17 protein-coding genes and 2 pseudogenes are annotated in these 19235 nt (G+C 62.9%); 8 read left to right on the top strand and 11 right to left on the bottom strand.

What is annotated here, in order from left to right:
• Positions 1-52: 52 nt before the first annotated feature.
• The gene (locus tag JHW48_RS05925; RefSeq protein WP_119886480.1) at positions 53-1066 is read right to left on the bottom strand and encodes a LacI family DNA-binding transcriptional regulator; all 1014 of its coding nucleotides are present in this window, start codon (positions 1064-1066) and stop codon (positions 53-55) included.
• Positions 1067-1477: 411 nt separating this feature from the next.
• Here JHW48_RS05925 and JHW48_RS05920 point away from each other — a divergent pair, with 411 nt between their 5' ends.
• Positions 1478-1747 (top strand): Atu4866 domain-containing protein, encoded by a 270-nt coding sequence (locus tag JHW48_RS05920; protein WP_119886466.1) that lies wholly within the window; start codon positions 1478-1480, stop codon positions 1745-1747.
• 25 nt (positions 1748-1772) lie between these two features.
• On the opposite strand, the gene JHW48_RS05915 is transcribed toward JHW48_RS05920, so the two are convergent.
• Genes JHW48_RS05915 through hmpA form a run of 3 tightly spaced genes read right to left on the bottom strand, consistent with a single transcriptional unit; the run spans position 1773 to position 3377 of the window.
• Entirely contained in the window at positions 1773-1916 is a 144-nt protein-coding gene (locus JHW48_RS05915; protein WP_170152305.1) for a hypothetical protein, read from the bottom strand.
• 5 nt (positions 1917-1921) lie between these two features.
• Entirely contained in the window at positions 1922-2158 is a 237-nt protein-coding gene (locus JHW48_RS05910; RefSeq protein WP_119886465.1) for a DUF6522 family protein, read from the bottom strand.
• Positions 2159-2186: 28 nt separating this feature from the next.
• Positions 2187-3377 carry an NO-inducible flavohemoprotein gene (hmpA, locus tag JHW48_RS05905; protein ID WP_072298558.1) on the bottom strand — a complete coding sequence of 397 codons (1191 nt, stop codon included), beginning with the start codon at positions 3375-3377 and terminating at the stop codon, positions 2187-2189.
• A 78-nt stretch (positions 3378-3455) separates the two neighbouring features.
• Between hmpA and JHW48_RS05900 the strand changes: the two genes are divergently transcribed.
• The 3 genes and pseudogenes from JHW48_RS05900 to JHW48_RS05890 all read left to right on the top strand — a co-directional run.
• Positions 3456-3872 carry an RrF2 family transcriptional regulator gene (locus JHW48_RS05900; protein WP_072298557.1) on the top strand — a complete coding sequence of 139 codons (417 nt, stop codon included), beginning with the start codon at positions 3456-3458 and terminating at the stop codon, positions 3870-3872.
• Positions 3873-3934: 62 nt separating this feature from the next.
• On the top strand, positions 3935-5086 hold the full coding sequence (locus tag JHW48_RS05895) for an HPP family protein (RefSeq protein WP_170152304.1): 1152 nt from the start codon (positions 3935-3937) through the stop codon (positions 5084-5086).
• Between the two features lie 194 nt (positions 5087-5280).
• Positions 5281-5712 (top strand): annotated as a pseudogene (locus JHW48_RS05890) (transposase family protein); the annotation flags it as partial.
• Between the two features lie 26 nt (positions 5713-5738).
• Here the strand turns inward: JHW48_RS05890 and JHW48_RS05885 are convergent.
• A protein-coding gene (locus tag JHW48_RS05885) for an IS3 family transposase (protein ID WP_119886463.1) occupies positions 5739-6964 on the bottom strand; the annotation gives its coding sequence in 2 pieces (ribosomal slippage) (positions 5739-6622 and positions 6622-6964; 1227 coding nt in all).
• On the opposite strand from JHW48_RS05885, the pseudogene JHW48_RS05880 reads away from it, so the two are divergent.
• Positions 6963-7157: pseudogene (locus tag JHW48_RS05880) on the top strand (IS3 family transposase); the annotation flags it as partial. The gene JHW48_RS05885 and the pseudogene JHW48_RS05880 sit on opposite strands and share 2 nt — an antisense overlap.
• Before the next feature lie 36 nt (positions 7158-7193).
• Here the strand turns inward: JHW48_RS05880 and JHW48_RS05875 are convergent.
• Positions 7194-7535 (bottom strand): hypothetical protein, encoded by a 342-nt coding sequence (locus JHW48_RS05875; protein ID WP_147388101.1) that lies wholly within the window; start codon positions 7533-7535, stop codon positions 7194-7196.
• Positions 7536-7674: 139 nt separating this feature from the next.
• Between JHW48_RS05875 and JHW48_RS05870 the strand changes: the two genes are divergently transcribed.
• Positions 7675-9114, top strand: a complete 1440-nt coding sequence (locus JHW48_RS05870; protein WP_119886462.1) for an IS1182 family transposase — start codon at positions 7675-7677, stop codon at positions 9112-9114.
• Positions 9115-9448: 334 nt separating this feature from the next.
• On the opposite strand, the gene JHW48_RS05865 is transcribed toward JHW48_RS05870, so the two are convergent.
• Together JHW48_RS05865 and JHW48_RS05860 are read right to left on the bottom strand one after the other, a co-directional pair.
• Entirely contained in the window at positions 9449-10300 is an 852-nt protein-coding gene (locus JHW48_RS05865; protein ID WP_119886461.1) for an HNH endonuclease, read from the bottom strand.
• A gap of 3 nt (positions 10301-10303) precedes the next feature.
• Positions 10304-11869 carry an AAA family ATPase gene (locus JHW48_RS05860; protein WP_147388100.1) on the bottom strand — a complete coding sequence of 522 codons (1566 nt, stop codon included), beginning with the start codon at positions 11867-11869 and terminating at the stop codon, positions 10304-10306.
• A 305-nt stretch (positions 11870-12174) separates the two neighbouring features.
• On the opposite strand from JHW48_RS05860, the gene JHW48_RS05855 reads away from it, so the two are divergent.
• Both JHW48_RS05855 and JHW48_RS05850 read left to right on the top strand, forming a co-directional pair.
• Positions 12175-12956, top strand: a protein-coding gene (locus JHW48_RS05855; protein ID WP_119887974.1) for an IS5-like element ISPaes1 family transposase whose coding sequence is annotated in 2 segments (ribosomal slippage) — positions 12175-12517 and positions 12517-12956 — 783 coding nt in all. Because the reading frame shifts where the segments join, the coding sequence is not laid out codon by codon here.
• 75 nt (positions 12957-13031) lie between these two features.
• A protein-coding gene (locus JHW48_RS05850) for an IS5 family transposase (protein WP_205962020.1) occupies positions 13032-13783 on the top strand; the annotation gives its coding sequence in 2 pieces (ribosomal slippage) (positions 13032-13362 and positions 13362-13783; 753 coding nt in all).
• Between the two features lie 351 nt (positions 13784-14134).
• Here JHW48_RS05850 and JHW48_RS05845 read toward each other — a convergent pair.
• From JHW48_RS05845 to JHW48_RS05835, 3 genes are read right to left on the bottom strand one after another with little or no spacing between them, the layout of a single operon-like run.
• Entirely contained in the window at positions 14135-17377 is a 3243-nt protein-coding gene (locus JHW48_RS05845) for an error-prone DNA polymerase (RefSeq protein WP_272835813.1), read from the bottom strand.
• Entirely contained in the window at positions 17374-18906 is a 1533-nt protein-coding gene (locus tag JHW48_RS05840) for a Y-family DNA polymerase (protein WP_119886313.1), read from the bottom strand. Before JHW48_RS05840 ends, JHW48_RS05845 begins: the two co-directional genes overlap by 4 nt.
• Positions 18824-19219 (bottom strand): ImuA family protein, encoded by a 396-nt coding sequence (locus tag JHW48_RS05835; protein ID WP_240637852.1) that lies wholly within the window; start codon positions 19217-19219, stop codon positions 18824-18826. The genes JHW48_RS05840 and JHW48_RS05835 overlap by 83 nt, the downstream gene beginning before the upstream one ends.
• Positions 19220-19235 lie beyond the last annotated feature (16 nt).

The raw sequence follows: 19235 nt of genomic DNA, 5'->3' as shown, positions 1-19235 counted from the left end.
TGTGCTCGTTTTCACGATTTAGAACGATCTAAAACGCAGCCATGCCGATGTGTCAAACGATTTTTTTCCCGGAGCTTTCGCGCACCATGAGCGCGGGGGCCTGAAGGAACCGTTCAATGGGGCGCCCCGGCTCTGCCAGCCGCATGGTCAGCAGCTGCGCAGCCTCTGCGCCGATCACCGCCGGGCGCATGGCGACGCTGCTCATCGGCGGATAGGTCAGTTCCGCCAGCGGCAGATCATCCAGGCCGACTACGGCGATGTCCCGTCCCGGCTGACGATCCGCACGGCGCAGACCCAACATGAGCCCGGCCGCCAGAACGTCGTTGAAGCATAGGACGGCCGTTGGCCTTGACGGTAGGGCCAAAACCTCATCGGCTGCGAGTGCCGCACCTTCCCAGGTCAATTCGGCCTCCACGATCCCAGCATCGATGGCGCCGGTCCGTGCCAAACCCAGTGAAAAGCCCTCCAACCGCTCCGCCTTAGCCGAGGTCATTGCGCGCACCGACAGAAAGGCGATGCGACGGTGCCCCAGATCCGAAAGATGCTGAAGCGCCAGGCCAACCCCGACGACATAGTCGGCGCCCGCATAATCCGTCTGCTGTGTGCCGACCTCGCGCAGCGCTTGGACCATCGGCAACCCCCAACGCTGCATCCGCGCCGGCAACGCTGGATCCGTTCCGGCGGCAGGGCAAATGATCACCCCGTCCACACCATGACCCCGAAACCGCTGCAGGATCTCGTCCTGGCGCTGCGGGTCATCCTCGCTGTTGGCCAGCAGCACGACGCGGTCCTGAGCCCGCATCACCTGCTCGACGCCGGTCAAGAACTCGGTGAAGAACGAGTTCACGAGATTGGGCACGATCACGCCGACTGTTCGACTGCTGTTGTTGCGCAACCGGGCGGCGCCGATGTCTCGGACATAGTCGAGGTCCGCCATGACCGTTTCGACCATCATCCGCGTGTGTTCGGCCACGAGAGGAGACTGCCTGACGACCAAGGAAACAGTTGCGCGCGACACGCCCGCGACTCGGGCTATGTCCTCCAACGTCGGTCGCTTTATGCTCATGGCGCATCTCTCACGATTAGGGCTCACCTGGCTGTCGGATCCAAGGACAAAATTGAAGTGCCGCTCGGGCCACAGTCCACGTTCAATCTGAATGAGGCAGAAGCGGAGCGCCACCAACAAGGATGATCTGGTGATGTCGTTGGTAGAAATGCCCACGTCGGAGAAAGTGCGGCTAGACGGCCTTGCAGCGTGCACATCGCGTATCATTCAAAAGTGCCGTCCGCGTGCGCGACAGCACGACTAACACCGCGATTGACTGGAAAAGGCGGAAAGCTGACAGCCGGCGCTACAGTATCGCAGTAGCAGCAAACCTAGCAAAGCGGTCGTTCATATGCATAGCAGCGAACATCGCTCGATAGTCGCTTCGCTCCGCGACCGCGCAAAGGCGACTTCAGAGAAAGGAGGAAGCAGATGACCAACGACCATAAATCCTCCCGGGCCGATCACGACCAGAGGTATGTCGGGATGTGGGTGACCGCGGACGGCCATATCCGGCACAACCTGCTGCCGGATGGCCGCTATGACGAAGCAAAGGGAAACCGTGAAAGTGCCTATCAGGGCCGGTATGAGGTTCGTGACCGGCACATCGACTACTGGGACGACACCGGTTTCACGGCCGACGGTGAGTTCCTCGACGACGTCCTCCACCACGCTGGCATGATCCTTTACCGAAAGGGATAGGACCGGCACGAGCGCTTCATTGGCCTCAAGGCGCCGACGCGCCGGCCTTCGTCCGCGGCAGCGTGTTTAGGTAGGCGCCGCACATGATGTGCAGGTTCCGGCGGAGCGCGTCCGTGTCCTCCGCCGAAAGTCCCCTCTCGAAGGCGTTGTGCACCGTGCCGTAGATCACGGAGGTCAGCGTCGGGTTGATCGCTGCGGCATCTTCAAGGGCAACCTCACACGCCACTGAGACGATTGGAACGTCAGGCGAAGCTTGCCTTCGTCCTGACCACTGCCTCGCTCCACTCCGGTCCTGATCTTCCCGGACTTCATCAGGGCCTGAAAACCAACGACATCCAGCTCCAGCAACGGAGCGATATCGGCCGCATCGACGATGGGCTGCCCGTTTTGAAACTCTACCTTGCTTTTCATGGTGCAACCCTCCAATCCCTGTTCTCCCTTACGCCGCCAGCTGTTCGTCGGCCGGACCGAAGAACTCGAAATGGATGCGGTCGGCGGGAATGCCGGCGTCGCGCAGCCCGGCGACGAAGTGGCGCAGGAACGGGCGCGGGCCGCACAGGTAGATGTCTGCCTCGGCCAGCGGGGTGTTGGCCTGCAGCCAGTCGATGGTGATCAGGCCGCGATTGGCGCCGTCATCGGTCCCGCCCTCGTAGAACGTCTCGACCAGGACGTTGCCGTGCCGTGCCGCGGCGTCGTGGACCTGGGCCTCCAGGGCATGGTGGGCCGGGCTGTTCGTGCCGTGCACATAGAAGACTGGCACGTCGCGGTGCCGGTCGGCCATGACCTCCAGCATGCTGATGATGGGAGTCTGGCCGACGCCGCCCGACAAAAGGACCAGCGGCCGCTCTGGCGCGTCGGGCAGGTGGAAGTCGCCAGCCGGGGGCGTGGCCTCGATCACGGCACCGACGTCGACATGGTCGTGGAGGAAGCCCGAAGCCTCTCCGTCAGGCTCTCTCTTGACGGTGATCCGGTAGAACCCCGCATCCGGCGCGCTGGAGATGGAGTAGTTGCGCTTGACGCCAGGCAGACCCGCCAGGTCGAAGCGCAGGGTCAGATACTGCCCGGGGCGGTGCGGGATGACTGCGCCCCCATCCTCAGGCCGCAGGATGAACGAGACGATGCCGGCCGCCTCAACCCGTTTTTCCGCAACGCGGAAGCGCCGCCAGTCGGTCCAGCCGCCGGGCTGCGCCTCGATCTCTGCCCGGATGGCGGCCTCGCGCTCGATCAGCAGGTCGGCCAGGAACCAGTAGGCCTCGCCCCAGGCCTGGAGGATCTCCTCGGTCGCGGCATCGCCCAGGACCTCCTCGATCGCGCCCAGAAGGGCCTCGCCCACGAAGGGATAATGCTCGGGCAGGATGGCATAGCCGATGTGCTTCTGCGCGATCCGTTCCACCGCCGCGCCAAGAACCGACAGGTTCTCGATGTTCTGCGCATAGGCCAGCACCGCATGTGCCAGCGCCAGGCGTTGCGTCCCCTTCTTCTGGTTCGCCTGGTTGAACAGTGCCGCGATGTGCTCGTTCCGGAACAGGCGGCGATACATCGTCTCGGTGATCACCGGGCCGTGCTGCTCCAGCGCGGGCACCGTGGCCTTCACGACGGCGATGGTCTGCTGCGACAGGGGACGTGGCATGAGTCTCTCCTAAACATGCATCAGTAATGCATCTATAACCTCCTATACATGCGTTGGGAATACCTCTATTGTAGAAAGATGAAGTTGACCCGCTACACCGACTATGCGCTTCGCGCGCTGATCTATCTTGCCGCCAATGACGGCGGGCTGACGTCGATCCGGCAGATCGCCGATGCGCATGGGATTTCCCAGAACCACCTGATGAAGATCGTCCAGGACCTGGGGAACGCCGGCTTCATCAAGACGGTCAGGGGCCGCCATGGCGGGCTGCGGCTGGCCCGGCCGGCGGCAGAGATCACCATCGGCCAGGTTGTCCGGCATACCGAGGACGACGGCGCCATGGTCGACTGCAGCACCTGCCGCATCGCCGAAGGATGTGGCCTGCCGGCCGTCTTCGCCGAAGCCAGGGAAGCCTTCGTGACGGTCCTCGACAGGTGCCGCCTGTCAGACGTGGCGCGCACGCCGGACGCCTTCCGGCACCTCTTCGCGGTCTGAAGACCCGACCAAGGCCGCAACAATCAGCCGCAGGTCTTTCAACTGCCTCCCGTTTAGGCTTATTGGTCGATTTTCATGCAGCCAAAGACCCGGAGGTTCCGGTTTTGCTTCACGACCTGAGACATGCGCTGCGGTCCTTCGGCCCGTCCATCGCATCCGCGCCTCTGGCCGAGGCCTTGCGCGCGGGTGTGGGCGCGCTGGCGGGCCTTGCCATTGCCGGCCTCTTCGCCCTGTCGCCCGCGGTCGATGCGCAGCTGGGGCTGTACCTGATCGCCCCTTTCGGCGCGAGTTCGGTTCTGCTGTTTGCCGTGCCGAACAGCCCGCTTGCGCAGCCTTGGGCGGCGGTGGTGGGCAACACGGTCGCCGCGCTGATCGGTGTTGCCGCATGTCTTCTGGTGGCCGACCCGGCACTTCGGATCGCCGTTGCGGTCGGGGCCGCGATTACCGCCACGATCCTCTGTCGTGCGCTTCATCCCCCGGCAGGCGCCGTCGCGATGACCGCGGCCATGAGTCCCGAGGCCATCGCCGACCTGGGGTTCCGCTTTGCTGTGACGCCGGTGGCCGCGGGAACGCTGCTGCTGGTGGCACTTGCGGCACTTTATGCGCGCCTGACCGGCCGCCACTATCCCATGCGGCAGCATGACGAGCCGAACATCAACCGGACGGCGGACCCGTCGCCCAGCACGAGGATCGGCCTGTCGGAAGCGCAGCTGGTCGATCTTCTGGAACGCTATCGCCAGAACTTCAATCTCGGGGCCGAGGACCTGGCGCGACTGGTGGGCGCGGCCGAGCTGCAGGCAGCGGCACAGCGCACCGGACCCGTCACCGCCGAAAGCATCATGTCGCGCGACCTGGTGACGGTCGGTCCCGATTCTCTCGCCGAGGAGGTTGCGGCGCTGTTCCGACGGCACCGCTTCACCTCGATCCCGGTTGTCGAGGAGGGGCGCTATCTTGGCGTCATCTACCAAATCCACCTGATCGGCTCGGATGCCGACGCGCTGGCGGACAGGTTGATGCAGGCGGATGTCCCCCACGCCTCTCCCTCGACGCCGCTCGGCGCGCTGCTGCCCCTGATGTCGGATGGCGCGGTCGATGCCGTTCCCATCCTCGAAGGCAACCGGATCATCGGCATCGTGACCCGCACTGACCTGATCAGCGCACTCGCGCGGCACAGCATTTCGACCAATGATCGGGCAACCGGAATGGTAGCCTGAGGCCGGGCCAGATCTCATTCCTGCGCAGGACACAAATCGCGCGGCCTCGGCAAGCCAAATCTGCTGAGCAGCCGGTGATATCACCAGGTGTCCGCGCTTCAGAAGGATTGAAGGCACATGCAGGGTGACCAGCCTAGGTGTTTGATCCCAGGGTTTGATGGTGTGATCCTTTCGAAGGAATGGAAGGATGCCCTATGGGACAGGTTCGTCACGGAAGCGCCACGACCACGCACGCCGTCAGAGCAGCAATACAGCGATCGCAAGCTTCGCTCGCGACGCTGAGCCGGGAGTTGGGGATCAACCCGAAGACAGTTGCGAAGTGGCGAAAACGGCAGACAGTCGATGATCTCAAGACCGGCCCAAAGGAGCCACGTTCGACGGTCCTCACGGAGGCTGAGGAGGCGGCCATCGTCGCGTTTCGGCGCCACACGCTGCTGCCGCTTGATGACTGCCTCCATGCCCTTCAGCCGTCCATCCCGCACCTGACACGCTCGGCGCTGCACCGCTGTCTACAGCGGCATGGTATCTCACGCCTGCCTGACGTCGAGGGCGACAAACCGAGGCGGTCGAAGTTCAAACGCTACCCGATCGGCTTCTTCCACATAGACATTGCCGAAGTGCAGACTGGTCTTGCCCCTGTTTCACCGGACACTCAGGCGGTTGTGGTTTGGGCTGCGATGAACTCGCGGGGCGAGCGCATTCTCAGCCCTGAGTGCGGGTGGTTGTCGTTGTAGTCCTCGATCCGGCCTCCGATCAATCCGAGAACGGTCTGGGCATCCGGCAGCGGCGTCACCTGGACGTAATCGCGCTTCAGCGTCTTCACGAAGGCCTCCGAGATGCCGTTGCTTTGTGGGCTCTGGACCGGCGTAAAGCAGGGCTTCAGGCCCAACTGGCGGGCGAAGATCTGCGTGTCCCTCGCGATGTAGGGCGAGCCGTTGTCCGACAGCATCTCGATGACCGACGGGGCGCGATATGCGCCGAAGCGGCGTTCTACGGCTTCGAGCATGATGTCGCGGATGTCGGAGCCGCTGATCCCGGCGTTCATCACGGCGCGCCAGGCGATGATCTCGCGGTCATGCGCGTCGATGATGAAGGCACCGCGGACGATGTCGCCGTTCCAGCAGATGAACTCGAACCCATCTGAACACCAGCGCAGGTTCGAGCGCAGGACAATGACTTTCCCGTCGTGGACATGCTCGGGCCGCTCCGTGTATTTCCGAGCGAGCAGCAGGCTATGGGCTTTCATGATCCGATAGACCCGCTTGTGGTTGACAGGTGCAAGACCTTCCGAGCGCAGTTGCCGGTTCAGGATCGCGGTGATCCGGCGATAGCCATAGGTTGGCCGCACTGTCACCAGCGCGGTGATCCTTGGCACCATCGCCGCGTCTTGCGCTTTGTGATAGCGCCGACGCGGCTTCGTCCTGCCGCTCAGCCGGCTGATCAGGTTCGAGCGGGCCACGCCCAGAGTTTTTGCCACCGCCTTCACTGGAAATCGTCCTTCAGCGGCGACCGCCCGAGCAAGGTCGGTTTTTTTGACCGTGACTTGTCCAGAGCCTCGCGCAGGATCTCGGCCTCCAGCGTCTTGCGGCCGAGCTGGCGTTCGAGTTTGCGAATGCGGTCCTCCATCTGACGGACGACCTTGTTGCTGGTGACGTCATCATCCTCGGCCACGGCGACACTTCCCCCTTCGAGCATGAGCCGCCGCCAACGATACAGCAGGTTCGGTGCCACGCCATTGCGGCGGGCCACGACAGAGATGCTGGCCCGATCGTCCAGCGTCTCCTCCACGATCCGCAGCTTCTCGGCGGCAGTCCAGCGGCGCCGACGGCCGCCATCGGTGATGATCTCTATCTCAGACATAAGCACGTGCTCAGGCAACGGTCTGTTCAAGGCTGAAGTCATCCACCGCCGCGGCCCGTGGCGCAGCTTCGAGGCCGTGGAATACGCGACACTGGAATGGGTCGACTGGTTCAACAATCGCCGACTGCTGGAGCCCATCGGGAACATCCCGCCAGCCGAAGCCGAGGCCAATTTCTACGCCGCTCTGGAAACTGAACCCATGGCCGCGTAACTAACCGAAATCAGCCTCCGGCAGACCCGGCGCGGTTCACACGAACGTTACCGCGACATCGGATACATTTCGTCCATCTCGTGTGAAAACACACGTTAATGAACCTTCTGCGTCTCCATAACGGCCCTCGAATATGGCCCCCGGATAGACCGCGATGTATCCACTTTGCGTTTCAAAGATAGAGTTTGTGCCAAGCTCGATTTTTTGAAGACCTTCAAAGCGAGGGGTAATTTTCTCAAGCATTGCGGAAACACATGCTGCGTCGCGTGAAGCAAATTCTTGATCAGTGTAAGAGTAGGATTGTGTGACAGTGGGAGATGCTGCCGCGTATGACGAAACAGCCAGAACCAAAATTGCTGAAAGCATGGTAAGCTTCATTGCGTTATCCTTTGAGGCAACTTCCCATCATATACTGACCTTGCGATTGCTGACCAGTATTGTGACGGGCGGGTTAGGGCCGAGGCTGTGTGGCAACGCTGTCCCGTGGTAAGCTTCAGCAAGGTAGCGGGAGGCAGGGATGGCGGGTTTCATCGACGGCATTGACCGGGAACAGGTCACGCTTTTCCCTGATCGTCTCGAGGACTGGATTGGCGAGGATCACCTGGTCCGTGTCGTCGACCTCTTCGTCGAGGAGCTTGATCTTCCGGCGCTCGGCTTCGAGCGTTGTGCGCCCGCCCGAACCGGTCGCCCGGGCTACCATCCGGCTGTGCTGCTGAAGCTCTTCATCTACGGCTATCTGAACCGCATCCCATCCAGCCGTCGCCTGGAGCGTGAGGCGGGTCGCAATGTCGAGCTGATGTGGCTGACCGGTCGCCTGGTGCCCGACCACAAGACCATCGCCGATTTCCGGCGCGATAACGGGGCGGCGATCCGCAGGACCTGCGCGCAGTTCGTGGAGCTGTGCCGGCGGATCGGGGTGCTGAGGGGCGATTGCGTGGCCATCGACGGCAGCAAGTTCAAGGCGGTGAACAACCGTGACCGGAACTTCACCAAGAACAAGATCGCCAGCCGCCTTGCACATCTGGAGGCCGACGTTGAGCGCTATGTCAACGAGATGGTTCGCATCGACCGCCAGGAGGACGGCGAGACAAGGGCTGACAAGGTCGCCCATCTCGCCCGCCGCTACGGTCGTATCCGGCAGGAGATCGCGCGGCTGAAGGCAATGGAACAGGCCCTGGCCGAGGCGCCCGACGGGCAGATCTCCCTAACCGATCCCGATGCCCGGGCCATGGCGACCAGTGCCCGACACAGTGGCATGGTCGGCTACAACGTCCAGACCGCGGTCGATACCGAGACGCATCTGATCGTGGTGCATGACGTGACCAATCAGGGCTTCGACCGCGACCAACTGAGCCCGATGGCGACAGCCGCCAAGGAGGCTCTTCGACGCGACGACCTGCATGCCATCGCTGACAAGGGATATTTCAGTGGCTCCCAGATCCTGGCCTGCGATCAGGCGGGGATCACCACAACCGTGCCGCGCCCCGAGACATCGGGCAACCGCGGCAAGGGCATGTATGTGAAGGCTGACTTTGCCTATGATCCGGCCCGCGATGTCTATGTCTGCCCGGCAGGCGAAGAGCTGACCTATCGCTACACGCGCGAGGAGGACGGGCTGCGGATCGGCCGCTACTGGACCAACGAATGTCAGCGTTGTCCGCTTCGTCACCGCTGCACCACCGGCAAGGAGCGCCGGATCACACGGTGGGAGCATGAGCACCTGGTCGATGCGATGCGCGAAAGACTGGGTGGGGAGGCGGATCCGATGACCCTGCGCCGCTGCACGGTCGAACACCCGTTCGGCACCCTCAAGGTCTGGATGGGGCACACCCATTTCCTGACCCGGAGGCTGAAGAACGTCCGCACCGAAATGGCGCTGAATGTCCTTGCCTACAATATCAAGCGGGTGGTCGCGTTGATCGGCATTCGGGGCCTGATGCGGGCCATTTCCGCCTGATCGGGGAGTGTCGCGCCTCAAGCGCAGACGTCACGCCTGCCTGAAAGAGATCACCAGGCCGCCACGCACGCAAAGAGTGTCAGAGGCGGCTGAAAGCTAGCAGCGCGGCCAACCAGCAGCCGACAGCCCCTGCCGGCGCGTTTCCACACAGCCTCGGCCCCTCGCGTCTATCCGCCGGCCTTGGTGCCGCGAACGGCACGCGGCAACCTCTGACCCACGCACTCAGCCCAAAGCAGACAGTCGGCAAGGCGAGGAGCTACCGTGCAGCTTCTCCAAGCCGGCCGTTCAAGGCGTGCGCCTTGCCGCAGAGACCGGTCTCGCCTTATGATTTCAATCATTCAAGCAGAGAAATCCCCTCACTAGTCATAAATTCATTGCAGCCCAACATTGCGTTATACAGCGTCACCTTCCAATTAGTTTGCACGCCTCCAGCCTCCGTCAAAGCTTGATCACGCAATCCTTCGATATGTGAATAGAGAACAACGACACCGGAATCCTCGACAACCGCTAGCAGCGAATCTCTTAAAGAGACCAAGTGATGGCTGGCCAAGTCTTCATAGGCTTCGAAAATCTCGAGCTTGCGAAATTGGTTGTCGAGGCGATGGCCGCTGAGTTGGTCGACGGCAGCGCGATCAATGCTGTAGGTCACAGCCACGGAAGCTCCGACTGAGATCTCGGCACTCAGCCAAGCGCCGGTCGGTATTGGGTCGTAATAGGGATGGAAAAGCGCGCGCTCTTTTGTTTCTCCGTGGTATTCACCTTTCGCCTTGTTGCAGTCGCTACAAATAGGGACGAGGTTCTGCGGAACTACCGATAGCCTAAAGTAGATTTGCTTTGGAACGAAGTGATCGACCTGCTTGATTTGGGCCCATCCGCAAAAGGGACATCGATAAGTCTTCTTGACGCTCTTAATTGAGTTGTAATACCTGCGCAGGTCAGACTTCTTATTAGCTACGTGGCCTTCATATGTAGCAACATGTGCGGCCCGCGTGCTATTTCCTACCTCAACATGAGGGACAAGGGTGAATAGGTCGTTGGTTTCTGCAAGGGTAACATAGCGCTCAACGTAACTACTGATATCCTCGGTCTCTGCGACGAGGGCGCTGCGACCAGGCTCTCTGATCCTAGCAACACATGCCGCATAGATTTCAGAAAATGTCAGATTAGGGACAGGCAGGCTGTGCATAAGTCAGCGGTCCCGATTTTTAATCAGGCTATGCACCAGAGATCTCCCCTCGCTACCTAGGCTACCATTGAATTGGGCAATCACCGCTTTTGCATCTAAACCATCATTAACAAGGCGATGAATGATGCGATTAAACCCAGTTTTTCTCATCTGCAACTCGAATATTTCACGCGTAAGAACGCCCACATTTTCTCCGAGCGTCTCGAGCGTAGGCCTGAATGCTTCCATCTCGTCTCCTGAGCGAGTAAGCAACCACACGCACATTTTTGGAACTTCCTGAAGGACAACAGGCGAATGGGTGGCGACAATTGCTATAGCGTTTCGTTCGGTAACGACCGAGTTCACAACGCTTAGGAGCGCAGAGAGCAGGGGGGGATGGAGGTGAGATTCGGGTTCATCGAACAGAACGAGAGTTCGCTCTTCAACCAGCTCCACTAGTCGCGTTACCGCAAGTAGCGATATGGCGTGCCCGGAGCTGCATCTGTCAAAAATAACGCGCAGATCAATCTCAAAGTTCTCGGAGTTCTCTAGTCCACGGAGATGTAAGTCTTCAAAAAGTGGGTCAATGCCGAGCGCATCAAGGGATGAAAACCATCGTTTCTTGTTCCCGCCTTGCATGCAGTTCTTGGCGCTTTCAAGGAGCGTCTCAAAGAGCGCATCACGCGACATGAGAACAAGCTGCTCTGTCTCGGGAGTGGGTGCGTCGTTAGCCTCGAACAGAATATCTTCGTCGCGATCGGCCTCTTGATCTACATCGACGATCTTTAGAAGCCCAATGAACTCAGCCTTCAGGCGCGCTGCGCCTAGGATCTGCTTTGCGATCTGCTCTTGGTCAAAAACACTAAAACTGACGAAGACAATCTTCTTAAACGATGACTGGTCTGAGGTGGCTACATCTTCCGATGTGAAGTCGATGACTGATGGTCCGCCCCGCTCGTTAAACCCTATTACTTGGACAAGATCTTTGAACAAGGTAGTTTTTCCAACGCCATTTGATCCAATGATCGCGTGCAGATTTGTTGGGATGGGTGAAGTAGGCATTACTTCGAACGAAAGTGACGGGCCATCTTTCCCTATGTTACACGTATAACTAAAGCTGTAAGCAATTTTTCTAGTATCGCCCCTTGCAAGCCTCTTAAACTGGATAACGTCGGAGTCGCTAAGATTCCGCATCAGTGAGTATTTGTAAACATCCTCATCTAAGATTTGCTGAGGTATGAACTCCTGAGCAGCGAGGTCGTGCAGAAAATCCAGAAGTTCCTTAGCGAAGTCAGTGCCGACCTCTTGCAGGGAGTCATAAAAATTTTCAGACTGCCCTATAGAAAAGTAGCCGTCAGGAAGTTCGCCCAGTATTCCCTTGGGGAATACAGTCTTGGCGGATGCGTCTGGCTTTTCCTTCTGACCAACGTGGCCGATCTTTATCGAGCCAATCCTATCAAATTCTTTACCAGTTCTAATCCAGACTCGGAATTTTGTTTCGAAGCCGTAGTCGTCCCAGCTATCCTTTTCTAGGAGGACGTCGGCCGTTTCATCAATGTCATCGTTTCTGTGATGGACGTAGATTCTCACGTAACTGCCCGCCGCCAATAGAAATTTTGATCAAGTTGGCAGTTCTAGTAAGGCTGTCAAGTGCCTATGCTCATCGAGATGGTTTTCCGTGGCGATCGGAATGATACGAAACTGGGCCGTTTTAGGGAGCCGAGGGGCCTTTGCCTGCTCGATACTTAGCAGGCTCCCTTGTTAGCTCCGCGTGAACGGCGGGTATGCGACTTTCGGTCTAGACCGGATGCTGTCTATTTTCCTACTAGGTCGTGTTGACAAAAGGGATTCCTCTGGCAGTCGTCGTATGATTCAAGCTCATCTCTACGTGGGAGATGAACTTGGCACGCAACCTGATATCCGACGATGAGTGGACCTTCTTCGAAGGCTTCATTCGTGCCGTCCGGCACGCTAACGGGCGGAAACCCGCGAACCATCGTCTTGTTCTCGATGGAATTTTCTGGATCGCAAGGACTGGTGCGCCATGGCGTGATCTGCCCGAAGAGTTTGGCAAGTGGTCCTCGGTCTACCGTCAGTTCCGCCGCTGGACTTTGGCGGGACTGTGGGAGGATATCCTGGATGCGCTGAACCACGCTGAGATCGCGCCAGACAAGCTCCAGATGGTTGATAGCACTGTGATCCGCGCGCACCATCATGCGGCGGGCGCAAAAGGGGGACTCCGAAAGAGGCTCTTGGCCGTTCGAGAGGTGGGTTCTCGACCAAGATCCATCTCAGGGTCAACGGCGCAGGCCTCCCGATGAGGACCGAGATCACGCCGGGGCAAGAGTCCGATTACACCGGCTACGATCTGGTGATGGCCGACAATCTTCCACAGCCCGCCGTTCTGGTCGCCGACAGGGGCTATGACTCTGATAAAATTCGGGAAGACATCGAGAGCCGCAACGCCCTGCCCATGATACCGATGCGAAAGAACCGAAGGGTGCGCAAGGCTGTCGACATGACCATCTATACCCTGCGCAACATGGTCGAGCGCTGCTTCAACAAGCTGAAAAACAGCCGCCGCCTGGCAACCCGCTACGACAAAACCGCCGAAAGCTTCCTCGGCTTCGTCGACGTCGCCTGCATCAGGCTCTGGCTCCGCCATTTGTCAACATGACCTAGGGCGTGTTGACGTTTGAGGATTTCCAAACTGATCTCTGGCTGATTCAAGGCTGCCAAATGGGAGGCAACCTTGATCCGCACGACGTTGACCGACACACAATGGGCACTTATCGCTCCACATTGCCTTGGCCGGGAATGTGACCCTGGCCGCACCGGCCCCGACCCTCGGCTTTTTGTTGAGGCGGTTCTCTGGATAGTCCGGACCGGTTGTCCATGGCGCGACTTGCCGGCGGATTTCGGTAAGTGGAACTCGGTGTTCAAGCGGTTCCGGCGATGGGTAAAGGCCGATGCGTTCTACCGTATGTTCCGAGCCTTGGCTGAAGATGCCGATTTTGAATACGCCATGATCGACGGCAGCATCGTCAAGGTTCACCGCCATGGACAGGGCGCAGAAGGGGGACGCAAAGCCAGGCCATCGGGCGCTCTCGCGGAGGGATAACAACCAAGATCATGGCTTTGGCCGATGCGGTCGGCAACCTGACCGACTTTCGGCTGCTGCCGGGACAGGCCCATGATCTGCGCGGCACAGGGGCGCTGATCGATGGCCTGACGTGTGGCCAACTTCTTGCCGACCGGGCGTTCGATGCCGATTGGCTGCGCGAGGCGCTAACCGGTGCAGGGATCGAGCCGGTCATTCCGCCAAAGTCCAACCGCCGCTTCCCCGCCGAATTCGACCGCGAAACCTACAAGTGGCGGCACCTGATCGAGAACCTCTTCGGCAGGCTCAAGGAATACAGAGGCATCGCCATGCGCTGCTGCAAGACTGATGAAAGTTTCAGCGCCTTCATTGCTCTCGCCGCAACCGTCATCCGACTCCGGTGAACGTCAACACACCCTAGACGCAGTCTGCAGGCGCTCGCTTTACCGGACAACAGCGATTCTCCTTCAGCACTGTTGTAGGGCTGCGATTGCCTTTTGCGTCCACACAGGCGCCTTCGCCGCTACGCTGAGGGTGAGTGGCCGCTTCTTCGTTCTGAGGCTGCTCGTTCTCCGCACCGCCGAAGGGCTGCTTCCCTCCCTTCGTGACTGACTTGGCGCCGGTCGTGCTGCGGCGGTGCCGAACGTCCGCTCCTGCGTCCTGACACCCTTGATACGCCGCACCGCCGTCAGGCCGCTCACCGCCCTTTGCTGCCTCCCCGTGGCCAAGATCACCCTCTTTGCTGCACAACGCCCCTACCTGAAATCCTTCGCCTTCACCCTGACGGTATTGATATGCAGATCCGGGATATAGATGTCGCGCGGCGTCGGCGTTCCAGTGTTGCCTGTCAGGCTCCCGCTGCTCGCCCTGAACTCGTCGCCGCGGCCATGGGTCAGGGGGAAGGGCCCGCCGCGCTGTCCGATGCTGGCGAGGTCGGCTGAGAGGTCGGTGATGCGCTGGACGACGAGGTGGACGACCTCGCCCTCGCGCTGGATATGGCCCGCGACGGAGATCATGCCGGCGCCTAGGATGGCGCGGCGGTTGGCCTCAAAGACCTTGGGCCAGACGACCAGGTTGGCGATGCCGGTCTCGTCCTCCAGCGTGATGAACATCACGCCCTTGGCCGAGCCGGGGCGCTGGCGGACCAGCACGATGCCCGCCACCTCGCAGCGGCGACGGTTGCGGGAGGCCATCGCTTCCGCGCAGGGGATCATCCGGCGGCGGGTCAGGTCCTCGCGCAGGAAGGCCACCGGATGGCGGCGCAGCGACAGGCCGGTATGGCCGTAATCCTCGACCACCTCGCGGCCTGCAGCCATCGGGCGCAGGGTCACGGGGGGCTCGGCATCGCCGGCCGGCGTCGCGGCGAAGAGGGGCAGGTCACCGTCGCGCAGGGCCTTCAGCTGCCAGAGTGCCTCGCGGCGGGCGAGGCCCAGAGCGGTGCGGAAGCCGTCCGCCTCGGCGATGCGGGTCAGTGCCGCCACCGGCACCGGCGCGCGGCGGCGCAGATCCTCGACCGAGGCGAAGGGCTCGTCGGCGCGGGTCAGCACGATCGCCGCCGCATGGGCGTTGGCGAGGCCCTTGACCATCCGCAGCCCCAGCCGGACGGCGAAGCGCCGGCCGTCGCCAAGCGGCTCCAGCGTGCAGTCCCAATGGGAAGCGTTGATGCAGACCGGGCGGACCTCGACCCCGTGATCGCGCGCGTCGCGCACGATCTGGGCGGGCGCGTAGAAGCCCATCGGCTGGCTGTTCAGGAGCGCCGTGCAGAACACGTCCGGATGCCAGCACTTGAGCCAGGAGGAGGCATAGGAGATCAGCGCAAAGCTGGCCGCATGGCTTTCGGGAAAGCCGTAGCTGCCGAAGCCCTCCAGTTGGCGGAAGGTGCGCTCGGCGAAGTCGCGGTCGTAGCCGCGCGCCGCCATCCCCTCGATCAGCTTGTCGCGGAACTTCGACACGCCGCCGGTGAACTTGAAGGTGGCCATGGATTTGCGGAGCATATCAGCCTCGCCCGGCGTGAAGCCCGCGCATTCGATGGCGACCCGCATCGCCTGCTCCTGGAAGAGCGGCACGCCGAGCGTCTTGCCCAGCACCTTCTCCAGCTCGGGCGTCGGGAAGGAGACGGCCTCCTGTCCCGCGCGCCTGCGCAGATAGGGATGGACCATGTCGCCTTGGATCGGGCCGGGCCGCACGATCGCCACCTGCACGACCAGATCGTAGAAGGTGCGCGGCCTCAGACGCGGCAGCATCGACATCTGCGCCCGGCTCTCGATCTGGAACGTGCCGAGCGTGTCGGCCTTGCGGATCATCGCATAGGTGCGCGGATCCTCGGCGGGGATCGAGGCCAGATCATGGCGGATGCCCTTGTGATCGGCCAGAAGCTGCAGTCCCTTGGACATGCAGGTCAGCATCCCAAGGGCCAGCACGTCGACCTTCATGAAGCGCAGCGCCTCGATGTCGTCCTTGTCCCATTCGATGACCTGGCGATCCTCCATGGCGGCGGGCTCGATGGGCACGAGATCGTCCAGCCGGTCATGGGTCAGCACGAAGCCGCCGGGATGCTGGCTGAGATGCCGCGGCGTGCCGCGCAGCTGGGCTGCCAGTTCCAGCGTCAGGCGCAGGCGGCGGTCGGCGGGGTTGAGGTTCAGCGCGCGCAGGTCGTCATCGGTGATCCCCTCCTCGGACCAGGCCCAGATCTGGCTTGAGAGCGTGCGGATCAGGTCCTCGGGCAGGCCGAGCGCCTTGCCGACATCGCGCAGCGCGCCCTTGGAGCGATAGCGGGTCACCACGGCGGTCAGCGCGGCGCGGTCGCGGCCATAGGTGCGGTAGATCCACTGGATCACCTCCTCGCGGCGCTCATGCTCGAAATCCACGTCGATATCGGGCGGCTCGCGGCGCTCCTCGCTGACGAAGCGCTCGAACAGGAGATCGTTGCGGCCGGGATCGATGGAGGTGATGCCGAGCACGAAGCAGACGGCCGAGTTCGCCGCCGATCCGCGCCCCTGGCACAGGATGCCGCGCGAGCGGGCGAAGCGGACGATGCTGTGGACCGTCAGGAAGTAGGGCGCGTAATCCAGCCGCTCGATCAGGCGCAGCTCGTGGCGCAGGCTGGCGGTGACCTCGGGCGGGACGCCTTCGGGGTAGCGTTCGGCCGCGCCCTCCCAGGTCAGCCGCTCCAGCATGGCCTGGGCGGTCACGGCGGGATCGTCGCGCTCCTCGGGATACTGGTATTCCAGCTCGTCCAGCGAGAAGCGGCAGGCGTCCGCGATCCGGGCCGTGCGGATCAGGGCCTCCGGATAGCGGGTGAACAGCCGGTGCATCTCGGCGGGCGTCTTCAGATAGCGGTCGGCGTGACGCTCGCGGCGAAAGCCCAGGGCATCGACGGTGGTGCTGTGACGGATCGCGGTGACCACATCCTGCAGGATGCGACGGCCCGGCTCATGGAACAGCACATCGTTGGTGACCACCGTCGCCACGCGCATCCGGGCGGCGAGATTGGACAGCTCATGGAGCCGCAGCTGGTCGTTCGGGCGCCGCCGCAGGGTCAGCGCCAGATGGGCGCGGTCACCGAAGGCCTCGCGCATCCGGCGCAGCTGCAGCGCGCAGAGATCATCCGCCCGGTCGGGGATCAGGATGCCGATCATGCCCTCGCAGGCGGCAGCGACGTCGGGCCATTCCAGATGGCACTTGCCCTTGCCGGCCCGCCCCTTGCCGACCGACAGGAGACGACAGAGGCGCGAATAGGCCGCCCGGTCGGTCGGATAGACCAGCAGGGCCATGCCGCAGGTCAGGTCCAGGCGGCAGCCGACGATCAGCCGGACGCCAGTCTCCTTGGCCGCCAGATGGGCGCGGACGATCCCCGCCAGGGAGTTGCGGTCGGTGACGGCCAGGGCCTTCATCCCCATCAGGGCGGCGGTGGCGAAGAGCTCCTCGGCCGAGGACGCACCGCGCAGGAAGGAAAACTGCGTCGTCACCTGCAATTCGATGTAGCCGGGCGCCGTCATCCGAAGACCCCGTGCAGGAACCAGCGATGGGATCCGGTGGCACTGTCCTCGCCATCGCCCTGGCGGAAGATCCAGTAGCGCGCGCCGGTCTCGTCCTCGATGCGGAAATAGTCGCGCACGGCCTGGGCCTCGGCTTCGCGCTTCCACCATTCGCCGAAGATGCGCTCGGGCCCGTCGGCGCATTGCACATGGCGGCGGATGCCGCGCCAGAGGATCCAGCGGGGCGGATGGTCAGGCAGCAGCGCCATCGTCTCGATCGGCTCGGGCCGGGGCAGCAGGCGGGCGGGACGCGGCCAGTGATTGGGCCAGGCCCCGAGATCGGGCGCGACGGGCGTGGGCTCCGCAAGGGGCGGGATGCGGATCGTCGCGCGCTCGGGCACCTCGCTGGCCACGGGCGCGAAGCGGAAGACCGCGCGCGGCCCCAGCCGGTTCGACAGCGTGTCGATCAGGCCCGACAGGTCCGGCGCGCCCTCGTTCAGCAGCGTGCTGGCCTGGCGGGGCGACAGGGGCTCGGCGATGGTGGCGGTCAGGGTCATGATCTCGATCCCGAGGCCGGGATCGAGCGTGACGATCCGGTCGCAGAGAAGCCGCGTCAGCCGCGCCGGGTCGCGCTGCGGGACGGCCAGACCCACGCGCAGCGTCTCGGTTCGGTTGTCGATGCGCGAGCAGAGCAGGTCCAGCCGCCGCGCTCCCAGACCCTTGGCGGCCAGCGCGCCGCAGAGCCGGACCACCAGCTTGCCGATATTGCGGGCGATGGTCTCGGGCGCGGCGATGGGTTCGGCGAAGCCGCGGCGGATCTCGATCAGGCCTTCTGGGCGCAGGGGCGCGATGGGCTTGCGGACATACCCGCGCGCCTGGTCGAGCCTGCGGCAGAGCAGATCGCCGAAGCGCCGCGTCAGGGGCGCGCGCGGTTGGTCCATCAGGTCACCGATGCTCGCAAAGCCCAGGACCCGCAGACCGGCCGCCATGGCGGCGGGCAGGCGCAATGCCTCAAGGGGCAAAGGTGCCAGAGCCGCGTCCGCGCCGCCGGGCGGGACGATGGTGACGGTCCCGGCCCCCCATCGTGCCAGCGCATGGGCTGCGCCCCAGCTGTCGGCGATGGCCAGCCGCGCAGTGATCCCCGACAGGGCCAGCTTGCCTGCCAGCGCCTCGAGCATCGGGGCCTCGCCGCCATGGAGATGATCGGCGCCGGTCGAGTCGATGACGATCCCGTCCGGCGGATCGACCGCGACGATGGGCGCGACCCGCTGCAGGAGCCAGAGCGCCAGCCGCTCGAGCGCCCGGGCATCCGCCGCCCCGTCATCGGGTTCGATCCGCAGATCCGGCACCAGCGCCTGGGCGCGTGCGACGGCCATGCCGGGGCGCAGGCCAAGATCCTGCGCGGCGGGACAGGCGGCGGTGACGACCCGCCTGCTGCCCGCCCGGCCCGCGATGATCAGCGGCCCCTCAGCCGAAGGCGCGGTGCCCGCCTGCCGCTGTCGCCGGTCGATCGGCCAGAGCGGCAGGAAGACCGAGATGACCCGTGCCATCGCATGCCTCCAGTTCCAGATCGAAGGATTCGCCCGCCCGCGCCCGGATCAGCTCCACCAGCCAGCGCGCCCGGCCGATCCCCGGCACGGGCAGCGGCGCCGAGGGCAGTTCCGAGACCCGCCAGCGCGTCATGGCCGCCGTCGGCTGTCCGAAATCGCTGGCATCGGCCTGCCTGCGCCAGCGTCTGAGCGCGATGCCGATCGTGCCCGTGCCCTTGGCCGCCAGGTGCAGGCGGCGCGAGGCGGTCATCGACAGCCGCGCCACATCGCCCACCACCGCGCCGAGGCCGCCATGGCGCAGCCCTTCCTCCATCGCGGCCAGGACCGAG

The sequence above is a fragment of the Paracoccus aestuarii genome (assembly GCF_028553885.1).
In the GTDB taxonomy this organism is placed as follows: Bacteria; Pseudomonadota; Alphaproteobacteria; order Rhodobacterales; family Rhodobacteraceae; genus Paracoccus; species Paracoccus aestuarii.
This window is presented reverse-complemented; position numbering and strand designations above follow the sequence as displayed.